General features: G+C 73.2%; 9 protein-coding genes. 5 read left to right on the forward strand and 4 right to left on the reverse strand.

The annotated features are described in order from the left end of the window. Positions 1–26: 26 nt before the first annotated feature. Positions 27–1,151, reverse strand: coding sequence for an AAA family ATPase (locus tag P3T39_RS05650; protein ID WP_280696229.1), 1,125 nt, complete (start codon positions 1,149–1,151; stop codon positions 27–29). Positions 1,152–1,388: 237 nt separating this feature from the next. Here P3T39_RS05650 and P3T39_RS05655 point away from each other — a divergent pair, with 237 nt between their 5' ends. Both P3T39_RS05655 and P3T39_RS05660 read left to right on the forward strand, forming a co-directional pair. Beyond that, a complete protein-coding gene (locus P3T39_RS05655; RefSeq protein ID WP_280696230.1) occupies positions 1,389–2,729 on the forward strand; it encodes an SWIM zinc finger family protein in 1,341 nt (446 codons plus the stop codon). Positions 2,730–2,982: 253 nt separating this feature from the next. Beyond that, positions 2,983–4,683: a DUF5691 domain-containing protein gene (locus P3T39_RS05660; protein WP_280696231.1), complete on the forward strand. Its 1,701-nt coding sequence runs from the start codon at positions 2,983–2,985 to the stop codon at positions 4,681–4,683. 139 nt (positions 4,684–4,822) lie between these two features. Here P3T39_RS05660 and P3T39_RS05665 read toward each other — a convergent pair whose 3' ends face one another. Beyond that, a complete protein-coding gene (locus P3T39_RS05665) occupies positions 4,823–5,230 on the reverse strand; it encodes a cobalamin B12-binding domain-containing protein (protein ID WP_280696232.1) in 408 nt (135 codons plus the stop codon). Between the two features lie 330 nt (positions 5,231–5,560). On the opposite strand from P3T39_RS05665, the gene P3T39_RS05670 reads away from it, so the two are divergent. Together P3T39_RS05670 and P3T39_RS05675 are read left to right on the forward strand one after the other, a co-directional pair. Continuing rightward, positions 5,561–6,352 carry an alpha/beta fold hydrolase gene (locus P3T39_RS05670; RefSeq protein ID WP_280696233.1) on the forward strand — a complete coding sequence of 264 codons (792 nt, stop codon included), beginning with the start codon at positions 5,561–5,563 and terminating at the stop codon, positions 6,350–6,352. Positions 6,353–6,478: 126 nt separating this feature from the next. Next, positions 6,479–7,222: a M23 family metallopeptidase gene (locus P3T39_RS05675; RefSeq protein WP_280696234.1), complete on the forward strand. Its 744-nt coding sequence runs from the start codon at positions 6,479–6,481 to the stop codon at positions 7,220–7,222. Between the two features lie 51 nt (positions 7,223–7,273). Here the strand turns inward: P3T39_RS05675 and pcrA are convergent, their stop codons facing one another. Next, positions 7,274–9,904, reverse strand: a complete 2,631-nt coding sequence (gene pcrA / locus P3T39_RS05680) for a DNA helicase PcrA (RefSeq protein WP_280696235.1) — start codon at positions 9,902–9,904, stop codon at positions 7,274–7,276. 296 nt (positions 9,905–10,200) lie between these two features. Between pcrA and P3T39_RS05685 the strand changes: the two genes are divergently transcribed. Next, positions 10,201–11,310, forward strand: a complete 1,110-nt coding sequence (locus tag P3T39_RS05685) for a C40 family peptidase (protein WP_280696236.1) — start codon at positions 10,201–10,203, stop codon at positions 11,308–11,310. Between the two features lie 77 nt (positions 11,311–11,387). Here P3T39_RS05685 and P3T39_RS05690 read toward each other — a convergent pair whose 3' ends face one another. Beyond that, a complete protein-coding gene (locus tag P3T39_RS05690) occupies positions 11,388–12,911 on the reverse strand; it encodes a glycosyltransferase family 39 protein (protein WP_280696237.1) in 1,524 nt (507 codons plus the stop codon). Positions 12,912–12,930 lie beyond the last annotated feature (19 nt).

The following is a 12,930-nucleotide window of genomic DNA, read 5'->3' on the forward strand; positions in this document are numbered from 1 at the left end:
CCTCCCCTCTCAACAAGTCCGACGGATCAGCGGGAGTGCTCGCGGGCGGCACGGTAGAAGTCCTTCCAGCCGTCACGCTCGCGGATCACCCCTTCTACGTACTCGCGCCAGACCGCCTGGTCGGCGACCGGGTCACGGACGACCGCCCCGGCGATACCGGTGGTGACGTCGGCGGCGCGCAGCACGCCGTCGCCGAAGTGGGCGGCCAGGGCAAGGCCGTTGGTGACGACGGAGATCGCCTCGGCCGTGGAGAGGGTGCCGCTGGGCGTCTTGACCTTGGTGCGGCCGTCGGCGGTGATGCCGTCGCGCAGCTCGCGGAAGACGGTGACGACCCGTCGGATCTCCTCGGCACCGCCGGGCAGTTCAGGCAGATCGAGGGAGCGGCCGAGCTGGTTGACCCGGCGGGTGACGATGTCCACCTCCTCCTCCAGCGAGCCGGGCAGCGGCAGCACCACGGTGTTGAACCGGCGGCGGAGCGCGCTGGAGAGGTCGTTGACGCCCCGGTCGCGGTCGTTGGCGGTGGCGATCAGGTTGAAGCCGCGCACGGCCTGGGTCTCGGCGCCGAGCTCGGGTATGGGCAGGGTCTTCTCGGACAGGATGGTGATCAGACTGTCCTGGACGTCCGCCGGGATGCGGGTGAGCTCCTCGACGCGGGCGATCTTGCCGTCGGCCATCGCCCGCATCACCGGCGAGGGCACCAGGGCGTCCCGGCTGGGGCCCTGCGCGAGCAGCTGGGCGTAGTTCCACCCGTAGCGGACGGCCTCCTCGGGGGTGCCCGCGGTGCCCTGGACGAGCAGGGTCGAGTCACCGCTGATCGCGGCGGCGAGGTGCTCGGAGACCCAGGTCTTGGCGGTTCCGGGGACGCCGAGCAGCAGCAGGGCGCGGTCGGTGGCCAGCGTGGTGACCGCGACCTCGACGACCCGGCGCGGGCCGATGTACTTGGGGCTGATCACGGTGCCGTCGGGCAGCTCGCCGCCCAGCAGATAGGTCGCGACGGCCCAGGGCGAGAGCCGCCACCGCTCGGGGCGCGGCCGGTCGTCCTGCGCGGCGAGGGCGGCAAGCTCGGCCGCGAACGCGTCCTCGGCGTGCCGGCGCAGAACCTCGGCCGCGGCGCCGTCCGGGGTCGGGGATTCACTCGCAAGGGTGGTCATCAAAAGCTCCTCGGGGTCGGCCGCCCGGCCCTTCCGAAAGGGCCTCAGGGTGGTTGGGGATCAGTGGGGAGCATCCGCGCAGATGTCGTCCGACGTGCGAAAACGGGTTGGCCGTACGCCTGTTCCCGTCTTGCTGGAACAACCATGCACCCGACCACTGACAGCGGACGCCGCCCCGGTGACCGGACGTCAGTTCGCCCGGCTCGTTTGTCAGTGCCCCCTCCTAGCGTCATCGGCATGGAGGAACGCTGGAGCACCGAACACGTCCTGTCCCTCGCGCCCGACCAGGCGTCGTGCAAGGCGGCCGGGAAGCTGTCGGCGCCCGCGCCCTGGTCGCAGGTCGGCTGGGGGCAGGGTGCGCTGTGGGGGCAGTGCAAGGGCAGCGGCAGTACGCCGTACCGGACAGTGGTCGAGCTGACCACACCCGCGTACAAGTGCAGCTGCCCCAGCCGGAAGTTCCCGTGCAAACACGCACTGGGCCTGCTGCTGCTGTGGAGCGGCAGCCCGGAGGCGGTCACCGGGAACGCCGAGCCACCCGAGTGGGCCGCCGAGTGGCTGAACGGCCGTCAGCAGCGCAGCGAGCAGGCCGTCGAACGCCGGGCGGCGAGGGCGGAGGCAGTGGCGGCCGACCCGGCAGCGGCACAGCGGCGGGCCGACCGCCGGGCCGACCGGGTCGCGGCGGGCGCACAGGAGCTGCGGCTCCGCATCGCCGACCGCATACGGCACGGGCTGGCCGACCACACCTCGGTCGCGGGCGGCTGGGGCGAGGTCGCGGCCCGGATGGTCGACGCCCAGGCGCCCGGCCTGGCCTCCCGAGCAAGGGAGTTGGACAACACCCCGCAGCAGGGCCTGCTCGCCGAGTACGCGCTGCTGCACCTGCTGGCCGGCGCGTACGGCCGGGTCGGGCAACTGCCCGAGCCACTCGCCGCGACCGTACGAACCAGGGTCGGCTTCACCACCGACACCGCCGAGCTGCTCGCCGGGCCGACGGTGCGGGACCGCTGGCTGGTGCTCGGCACCCGGACAGTGCCACTCGAAGGGGGCTCGGACGAGCGGCTGACCACCCGTCGGATCTGGCTGCGCGGCGCCAAGACCGGGCGTCCCGCCCTGCTGCTCTCCTTCGGCCGCCCCGGCCAGGCGCCCGATCTGGCCCTCCCCACCGGCCGCCTGCTGGAAGCCGACCTGGCCTTCCATCCCGGCGTCCGGCCGCTCCGTGCCGTCCTCGGCACCCGGTACGGCGCACCCGAGGCGGGCCCGTCCGAGGCCCCTGGCGGGCTGTCGGTGACGGAGGCCGTCACCGAGTACGGCGCGGCGGTGGCGGACGATCCGTGGCTGGACTCCTGGCCCACCACGCTGAGCGGCGCGGTGCCCGTGCTCGGCCCCGAAGGCTGGCAGCTGACGGACGGACGGCACAGCATTCCGGTCCGGCGCGGCAGCACCCCGGACTCCGCGTTGTGGCGACTGGCCGCCGTCTCGGCGGGCCACCCGGTGACGCTCTTCGGAGAGTACGGACACGCGGGCTTCGCCCCGGTCACCGCCTGGGGCCGGGACAACCGCCCGACGGGGGTGGCCCAGTGACCACCTCTTCCGGCCCGCCCACCGCCCGCCGGGGCGTGAGCGTGAGGATCGACCGTCATCGGGTGCGGGCCCAGGGCGGTCCGCTCCGGCTCGCCGGCACCGCGCACCCCGCAGGCCGTCCGGCCCCGCCCGGGCGCAGACGGGCAGGACCGCAGCGCCGGATCCTGCCCGGCCCCAGTCGTTCACCCCAACCCGCCACCGCCATACGCACCGTCGAGGACCAGCCGACCCGCCGGAGCAGAGGAGCCGAGCAGTGACCGCCTTCACGACCGTCAACGACAGCTGGGAAGAGCTCCAGACCACCGCCCTGCTGGGCACCGACCGCCGCCCGCTGCCCGAGCTGAGCGGCTCCCCCGCGCTCGTCGAGGCAGCAAGCGCCGTCGACCGTACGGACGCCGCGACCGCTCTGCTGGAGCTGGCCGCGTTGGAGGCCGTCCGGCGGCGAGCCGGCGCGGTGGCCGCCGAGGCCGACGGATTGCCCGACCCGGCTGCGCCCGACACGCGGCGCGAGCTGCCGGAGGCCGCCGCCCGGCGGCTAGCCGTCCTGGTCGGCGGGCGCAGCGGTGCGGGCATGGTGGCCAATCTCGGCGAGCTGCTGCCGCAGTGGCTCGCCACCGCCCGAGAGCGCGACTACCGAGCGCCCGCAGCGCTCGTCCCTGCGCTGCTGGATGCCGCTCGGGCCCGTAGTGAACTGCGCGCGGACACGGTCGCCCTGACGGGCCCGCTCGGCCGCTGGCTGGCCGCTCAGAACCCGGACTGGCGGTTCGTCACCCGCACCGCAGCAGAGGCAGCCAACGCCCCCGGCACCCCGGACACTCCCGACTCGGACACCCCCGACTCGGACACCCCGGTCGATCGGCTCTGGCAGGAGGGCCTGTTCGCCGAGCGGGTCACCTGTCTCACCAGGCTCCGCCGCAGCGACCCGGCCGCCGCCCTCGCGCTGCTGCGCACCACCTGGTCCACCGAGCGCGCCGAGGATCGAGTGCTGTTCCTGGACGCCCTGGCAGAGGGCCTCTCCCCCATCGACGAGCCGTTTCTGGAGGCCGCTCTCTCGGACCGCAGCAAGAACGTCCGGGCCACGGCCGCCGAGCTGCTCTCCACCCTGCCGCAGTCCGCGCTCGCCACCCGGATGGCGGAGCGCGCCCGCGCCGCCGTACGCCTCGCCCGTCCGAAGTCCGGGGCGGACGGTGTCCGGCTGGTCGTCAACCCACCCAGCGAGTGCGACGCGGCGATGCAACGGGACGGCATACCTCCCAAGTCGCCCACCGGGCGGGGCGAACGGGCCTGGTGGTTCGGCGAGGTCATCGCGGCCGCGCCCCTGAGCCTGTGGACCACCGAGGCCGGGCTCACCCCCGGGGAACTGCTCCGCCTGCCCGTCGGCGACAGCGGGCCCGAGGCCGAGAGCACCGGCGAGGACGAGGACGCGGGCAAGGGCGAGGGCAGCACTCCGCCTGCCGAGGCCGGAAGTTGGGCCGACGACCTCCGGGAGGGCTGGGCGCGCGCCGCCGTCCGTCAGCGCGACGCCGACTGGGCACGGGCACTCCTCGGCCCGGTCCCCCGCCCCGGACGGGCAGGCGGTGCGGCGGGCGCGCCCGCCAGACTGCTCGCCGTCCTGCCACCGGCCGAACGGGCGGCCTGGACAGCGGCGTTCATCCAGACACACGGGCTCGGCGAGGCGTTCCAGCTGCTGGGGGCCTGCGCCACCCCGTGGACACCGCCGCTGAGCACCGCCGTGGTGGCGGCCCTGTCGCGCTCCGCCCAGTCCGGGGCGTACCCGTGGAGCCACAGCGGGGTGCTGGGGATGACCGAGCGCGCGCTGGCGCCCGAGACCGCCCCCGCCGTCGAGGCCCTGGCCGCCGAGACCGCGGCCGACAGCGCCTGGGCCGACACCTTCAACCGGCTGGCCGCGACGCTGCGCTTCCGGGAGGCGATGCTCATCGAACTGGACGGCTGAGCATCCGGCGGCACCGCGCACGGCCTCAGCCGCGCGAGCGGGCCCTGCGAGCGGACCCTGCGAACAGCCGCGCACGGCTCAGGGGCGCTGAGCCCTGGACGGTGCGGCTTCCACCGGGCAGGGCTCAGCTCGGCGTGGTTCAGCCGGCGGCGCGCAGGTTGGCCTCGACCCAGGCCACCACGTCCCGGGTCGGGGTCCCAGGGGTGAAGATGTCGGCGACGCCGAGCCGCTTGAGTTCGGCGATGTCGTCGTCGGGGATGATCCCGCCGCAGAAGACCTTGATGTCGGCGGCGTCCCGCTCCTTGAGCAGCTCGATGACCCGCGCGCACAGGGTCATGTGCGCACCCGAGAGGATCGACAGCCCGATGCCGTCCGCATCCTCCTGGATCGCGGTGTCCACGACCTGCTCCGGCGTCTGGTGCAGCCCGGTGTAGATGACCTCCATACCGGCGTCGCGCAGTGCCCGTGCGATGACCTTGGCGCCTCGATCGTGGCCGTCCAGGCCCGGCTTGGCGACCACCACACGGATCGGCCCTGACACACCCATCACTGCCTCCTGGACCACGTCGTCCACCACACCGGCCGACTGATCGGACGTGCGCGGTTAACCACCGATAACAAACCTGAGGGGAGGTTAGCGCCACCGGGGCCGGTTGGCTGTTTCGCCCGTCAAGAGGAGGGGAAAATCACAGCACCACCCACCAGTCGCCGCTGTGCGTACCCGCTCCCGCGCCCTGCACACCACCCTGCATAGACCTGTGCGAGCGTCCCGCGCACTCCCGCGAACACGCCTTGCCTGCACCCTCCCACGAGCACTGCCCACCCCCGGTGCCGACCGGACCGTGGGCCCCCGCGCCGTCCTGCCGGGGAGAGCCGAATGACCATCCCTTTCCAACGGGCCGCCGACACCGTCCGTACCGTCCGTGGCGCGGGCGCGGAGGCCGCCGCCCTCGCCGGACACCTGCTCCGCTACCCGACCGGTGTCCAGCCCGAACGGCGGGCACGCCCCTGCCCGGCCCGGTACGCTGCGCCGCCCGCGCACCACAGCCCGGTCCTGCTGCTGCACGGCTTCATCGACAACCGGGCGGTCTTCACACCGCTCCGCCGAGCCCTTGCCGGCCACGGCTGGACGCATCTGCACGCCCTCAACCACAGCCCGCTGACCAAGGATGTGCGCGCCGCCGCCGTTCTGCTGGCCCGGCACGTCGAGTGGGCCAGAGAGGCGCACGACGGCGCCCCGGTCGCACTGGTCGGACACAGCCTGGGCGGACTGATCGCCCGGTACTACGTCCAACGCCTGGGCGGCGACGAGCTGGTGGACATCCTGATCACCCTGGCGACCCCGCACGAGGGCACGACGGCCGCACTGCTGCCCACGCCCTTCCCGATCACCCGTCAACTCAGGCCGGACAGCGCACTGCTGGCCGAGCTCCGGCTGCCGGCGCCCGGATGCCGTACCCACTTCACCGCAGTCCGGGGCGAGTTGGACGAGCTGATCCTGCCGGGCCCGCATGCCTGGCTGCACCACCCGGACCTGGACGCCGACAACCAGCTCGTACCGGGCGCCGGACATGTCGGCCTGCCCGCTCACCCACGCGCGGTCGAGTCCGTACGGAACGCCCTGGAGGCACGGGAGGCAGGGCCGCTGACAGAACGCCACGCCTCCTGAGATGCACGTTTTGTCCTGGCTGCTCCATAAGCACTACAGTCTCGGCTGCTTTCTCCGGTTCCGCTCGTCCGAGTGCCCGAGTACCCGAATTATCCGAGTGCTCACCTCCGACTCTCCGAGGCAGCCATGACAGCCGACGGTCTCCGCTCCGGTTCCCGGGCTGCCGCCCGCGCCCAGGCGCGGGCCCGCAGCCGGGCCGCCACCCGCACGGCCGTGCTGACCGTGGCACTCCCCTCGATGGCGACACTGGGTGTCTTCGGTGCGGCAGCCGTCGCCTCCCTCGGCACGGTGCCCGCCCCCGTCGCTCAGGCACCGGGGACCGCTCCCCCGACAACCGCACCACCCACCGGTACCGGAGCCGGAGCCGAGGAAGCCGCCGACCGGGCGACCCGCTCGGCCGCCCGCCAGGAACTGGCGAGACGTCAGCAACAGCAGGAGGCGGCGGAGGAGCAGCGCAGGAAGGAGCGGGAGCGCCCCCGCTTCACGCTCCCCGTCGCCGACCACGGCCTGAGCGCCCGCTTCGGTGAGAGCAGCACGCACTGGCTGACCCGGCACACCGGTATCGACTTCCCGGTCCGCCGGGGCACCCCGGTCCGCGCCGTCACCGACGGCACCGTGCGGACCCGGTGGAACACCGCGTACGGCTACATGGCACAGGTCACCGCCCCCGACGGCACCCAGACCTGGTACTGCCACCTCGCCACCTACCGGGTGCGGCGCGGCCAGGTCCGGGCCGGGGACGTGATCGCCTACTCGGGCAGCAGCGGCAACAGCACCGGACCGCATCTGCACTTCGAGGTCCGCCCGCCGGGCGCGGGCCCGGTGGACCCGCTGCCCTGGCTGCTCGAACGCGGCCTCGACCCGCGCTGAGGCCGACAGCCGAGCTCCAACGGCTGAGCTCCAACGGGAGACGTCAGGATGTCAGAGCTTCTCCACCGGCGCGTACCGCAGCAGCAGCTGCTTGCGGCCCGAGCCCCCGAAGTCGATCGTCGCCTGTGCCTTGTCGCCCACGCCCGTGGTGGCCACCACCGTGCCGAGGCCGAAGCTGTCGTGGGTGACCCGGTCGCCGACGGCCAGCGAGACCACCTCGCGTTCGACCATCCGGCGGGCCGACTGGCCCCAGCCTGACTTCGGCCCGGCCGCTGTCCGCGAGGCCCCCGACGAGGAGGAACCGGACGAGCCGTAGGACGACCCGCCCGACGAGCGCGAGGACGAGAAGCCCCGCGAGGACGGCACGGCCGCCCCTCCCGTCCGCTTCCACTCCACCAGCGTGTCCGGGATCTCCTCCAGGAAGCGCGAGGCCGGGTTGTAGGACGGCTGGCCCCAGGCGCTGCGCAGCACCGAGCGGGTGAGGTACAGCCGCTGCCGGGCCCGGGTGAGGCCGACGTAGGCCAGGCGGCGCTCCTCCTCCAGCTCCTTGACCTGGTTGAGCGCGCGCATGTGCGGGAAGATCCCGTCCTCCATGCCGGTCAGGAAGACGACCGGGAACTCCAGCCCCTTGGCGGTGTGCAGGGTCATCATCGTGATGACGCCCGCGCCGTCCTCGTCGTCCGGGATCTGGTCGGAGTCGGCGACCAGCGCGACCCGCTCCAGGAAGTCGGCGAGCGAGCCGACCGGCGGCGCGCCCTCGTCGTCCGCGTCCGGCCGCTCGCCAGGGTCCTGCTCGTACTCCAACGCCACCGAGGCGAGCTCCTGGAGGTTCTCCACCCGCGTCTCGTCCTGCGGGTCGGTGGACGCCTGGAGTTCGGCCAGGTAGCCGGTCTCCTCAAGGACCGCCTCCAGCACGGCGGCCGGTCCTGCGCCGGACTCCACGACCTGGCGCAGCCCGGCCATCAGCGCATTGAACTTCTTCACCGCATTGGCCGAGCGCGCGGCCATCCCGTACGCCTCGTCCACCCGCACGAGCGCCTGGGCGAAGCTGATCCGCTCCCGCGCGGAGAGCGCGTCGATCATGGCCTCGGCACGGTCGCCGATACCGCGCTTGGGGACGTTGAGGATCCGGCGCAGCGGCACGGTGTCCTCGGGATTGGCCAGCACCCGCAGGTAGGCAAGGACGTCCCGGACCTCCTTGCGCTCGTAGAAGCGGACGCCACCGACGACCTTGTACGGCAGGCCGACCCGGATGAACACCTCTTCGAAGACGCGGGACTGGGCGTTGGTCCGGTAGAAGATCGCCACGTCACCGGGGCGGGCGTCACCGGCGTCCGTCAGCCGGTCGATCTCGTCGGCGATGAACTGCGCCTCGCCGTGCTCGTCGTCCGCGACGTAGCCGACGACCTTCTCGCCGTCCTCGCCGGCCGTCCACAGGCGCTTCTTGCGGCGGTTGGCATTGCGCTCGATGACGGCGTTGGCGGCGGTGAGGATGGTCTGGGTGGAGCGGTAGTTCTGCTCCAGCAGGATGGTGGTGGCGTTGGGGTAGTCCTCCTCGAACTGGAGGATGTTGCGGATCGTCGCGCCACGGAAGGCGTAGATCGACTGGTCCGCGTCACCGACCACGCAGAGCTCGGCGGGCGGCACCTCGGCCAGGCGCCCGGCAGCCTCGTTGACCCAGTCGCCGTCCACGGTGCGCTTCGGGGCGCTGACGGCGGAGCCGCCGCTGAGCTCTCGCACCAGCGTGTACTGGGCGTGGTTGGTGTCCTGGTACTCGTCGACCAGGATGTGCCGGAAGCGCCGCCGGTAATGCTCGGCCACGTCGGGGAAGGCCTGGAGCAGGTTCACCGTCGTCATGATGATGTCGTCGAAGTCCAGCGCGTTGGCCTCGCGCAGGCGCCGCTGGTAGAGGACGTACGCCTCGGCCAGCTTCTTCTCCATCGGGTTGGCCGCCTGGTCGGCGTAGGTCTCCTCGTCGATCAGCTCGTTCTTGAGGTTGCTGATCTTCGCGGTGAAGGACTTCGGCGGGAACTGCTTCGGGTCCAGGTCCAGGTCGCGGCAGACCAGGGACATCAGCCGCTGCGAGTCGGCCGAGTCGTAGATGGAGAAGCTGGAGGTGAAGCCCAGCAGCTTGGACTCCCGGCGCAGGATCCGCACACAGGCACTGTGGAAGGTGGAGACCCACATCGCGCGGGCACGCGGACCGACCAGTGCCTCGACGCGCTCGCGCATCTCGCCGGCGGCCTTGTTGGTGAAGGTGATCGCCAGGATCTCCCCCGGCTGCGCCCCGCGCGCGGCCAGCAGGTGGGCGATCCGGTGCGTCAGCACCCGGGTCTTGCCGGAGCCAGCACCGGCCACGATCAGCAGCGGGGAGCCCGCGTGCAGCACGGCCTCGCGCTGCGGGTCGTTCATGCCCTCCAGAAGCTGTGCCGGGTCGGCCACCGTACGGGCGGCGCCGTTGCGGTGCCAGGCGTCGCGCTCGGTGGCGGCGGCGTAGTCGGTCCGGAACAGGCCGTCGGGCAAGTCCTCCTCGTACGGTGCCTCTTCGTACGGCTCGTACGAATCAGCCGGCTCGTACGAGGCGGACGGGTCGTACGGCTCGTCGGTGGCGGCGGTCTGCTTCGACCCGGCGGCGGGGGCCTCGAAGCCGGGGAGCGGGAGGTCGTCAAAGAGGCTAGTCATGGCCCTTCGAGTCTATGACCCGGCGCCGACAACCCCGCCGGACGATCCCACCCCTCCCGCATCCGCCCACTTCAAGACCGCAGTGGCGCCGTTCCGTTCACCATCTCCCAGTGGAACGGACACTTCCGCAGAAAACCGTTCAGAGCCGTGACTGACGGCCCGGCGGCCCCCGCAGGACCACTAGCGTCCCCGTCCGAAGCCGGTCCGCAGCGGGTCTCCACCCACCCGCGCCAGGTCCCACCCGCACCAGGTACCACCTGCACCACCGTGGCCCGGCCCGAAAGGAGGACGCCGCCATGGCGTCGCACAGGAAACCCCGGACCGGCCACCCGGGCCGCTTCCGGCCCGGCACCGTGGCCTCCGTCGCCACCGGAGCCGCCGTCTCGGTGACCGCCTCCGTCACCGCCCTCGCCGCGCCCGCCCAGGCCGAGCCTGCACCCGCCACCGAGCAGATCAGGATCCAGGTGGACGCGCCCTACCTGGAGGCCGAGCAGTCCCCCGGGCGCTACGACGGCGCCGGGGAGCAGACCGACGTACTCCAGCGGCAGGTCGGGCGGCTCCAGGACGAGCCGGCCCGCAGGACCACCGCTTTCGCTGCCGCCCGTACCCGGCTGGGCTCCCTCGCCTCCGAGCGGTACCGCAGCAGCGGTCTCTCCGGAGCTCTCCAGCTCGCCCTCACCGACGACCCGCAGCAGTTCCTGCAGCGCGCCGGGATGCTCGACCAGGCCGGGGCGATCGAACAGCAGACCCTCCAGCAGTACGGTCAGCAGAGCGTTGCCCCGGACACCAGGGCCGCCGAGACCGGGTCCGGGCTGACCGAACCGGCCCACCGCCAACGGCAGCTCGCCGCCGACCGGGCCGCCGTCCAGCGGAAACTGGCCCGGGCGCAGGCACTGCTCGACCGGCTCACCGCTGGTGAGCGGGCCGTCGCCCTCGGCGGCGCCGACTCCACGGGCACCGGCTCCACCCGGTCCGACGCAGCCGGGTCCGACGCAGCCGGGTCCGACGCAGCCGGGTCCGACGCAGCCGGGTCCGACGCGGCCGCCGGTCCGGCGGTCGGCCGGGCCGCGGCGGCGATCGCCTTCGCCCGGTCCCAGCTCGGCAAGCCCTGTGTCCGGGGCGCGACCGGGCCGGACTCGTACGACTGCTCCGGGCTGGTCCAGGCCGCCTGGCAGTCCGCCGGGGTCCCGCTCCCGCGCACCACCTACGCCCAGATCGGCGCCGCACCTCGGGTTCCACGCGGCGAACTCCGGCCCGGCGACCTGGTGTTCTTCTACTCCGGCGTCAGCCATGTCGGCCTCTACGCAGGCCACGGCCGGATGATCCACGCTCCGCACCCGGGCGCACCGGTCCGGTTCGAGTCCGTCGACGCCATGCCTTTCGGCGGCGCTGTCCGTCCCGCGTAGCACTGGCCGTCCCGCGTAGCACTGGGCGTCCCGGCAGCCGGGAGCCCTGAGCCGACAGCACCCGCAGCGACGCGAGCTCAGCGCTCCAGCAGCGTCACGATCATGCCGGGCACCGCCGTCACCGTGCGCCTGGGGAAGAGGGCCGCCAGCGCGTCGGCCTGCGGAGCGCCGTACTCCCCGAGCGGCTTGTCCACCGAGGAGCCCGTGGCCACCACCCACACCCGGGGGGTGTTCCCGATACAGGCGACGGGGTCCGGGCACAGTTGCGGGTAGATGTCGCCGATCCGCTCCGCGCTACGCGCCACCAGGACGTCCTTCGGCTCGACCGCGGGCGGCAGGTGGTAGCGGATCGCGGTGTCGACCTGGAGGAAGGCGAGGGTGCTGCCCCGCAGTGCCACCAGACCGTCGCCCGGCCGGTAGCCCTGGGCGATCACTGCGGCGGCCGACTTGGCGTCCCAGTTCGTCCGCGCGAACGGCTCGCGGCTGCTGCGCTGCTCGCCCAGCCCGGCGATCAGCACGAGGACGAGTCCGAGCGGCGCCAGCCACCTCGGGCGCAGCGCGGTCAGCCCGGCTCCGGCGAGTACCGCCCAGGCGGGCAGCGTGAACAGGAGGTAGCGGTCGAGGAAGTACGCGGTCGTGCCCTGGGACACCAGCCAGATCAGCACGATCGGCAGCACCGCCATCAGCCCGATCTCGTAGGCGGGCCGCCGCCCGCGCGACCAGGCCAGCGGCAGTACCGCGAGGGCCAGGACCACCAGGCTCACCGCGGTCGAGCCGAACAGCGAGCGCCAGAACACGTCGACGACGTAGCGGAGGGTCGGTGCCTCCAACCAGGCCAGCTGCCGCCCCACCTGACGACGGCCCAGCAGGGCGAGCGGCAGCACCGGAAGCAGCCCCGCCACGGCGGCGGCCCAGAAGCCGGCCAGGCCCTGTCCGGGCACCGCGTGCCGCCGCAGCCGCCACCAGCGGGCCAGCACGACCACACCGTGAGCTGCCAGGAAGACCAGCGAGACCAGGTGGAAGATCCCGGCCGCGCTCACCGCGCAGCCGTAGACGGCCCAGCGGAGCGGCCTCGGCCGGTCGACGGCTCGCAGCAGCAGCCAGGTCGCGGCGGACACCGCGAGGACCGCGAAGGCGTAGCCGCGGGCCTCCTGGGCGTAGCGGGAGACGGACGGGAGGAGCGCGAAGAGCGTCCCGGCCACCAGTGCGGCACGCCGTCCGAACAGGCGCTCGCCGGTGAGCACCACGAAGGCCGCCGCGCCCGCCATCGCGAGCGCCGAGGGCAGTCGCAGCATGGCCTGCGAGTCCCCGAACAGGCCGATCCAGCAGTGGATCAGCAGGTAGTAGGCGCCGGTGACCGCGTCCACATGGCCGAGCAGGTCGAAGAGTTCCGCGGTGCTGCGGCGGGCCGCGGACACGGTGACCAGTTCGTCGGGCCAGAGCGCGGGACGCCCGCTGCGGTAGAGACCGATCAGCAGGGTGAGCAGGGCGGGCCAGAGGCAGTGGAAGCGGCCGCCGGACGCGAGTGCGCGGCGAGAGCCCCGGGCGGGGCCGGGCTCTCGCCCGGCTATCGGTACGGTCTGGGTCGCACTCGCTGTCATCGCGGACTCCCGCTCGGAA

Source organism: Kitasatospora sp. GP82 (assembly GCF_029892105.1).
Lineage (GTDB): Bacteria > Actinomycetota > Actinomycetes > Streptomycetales > Streptomycetaceae > Kitasatospora.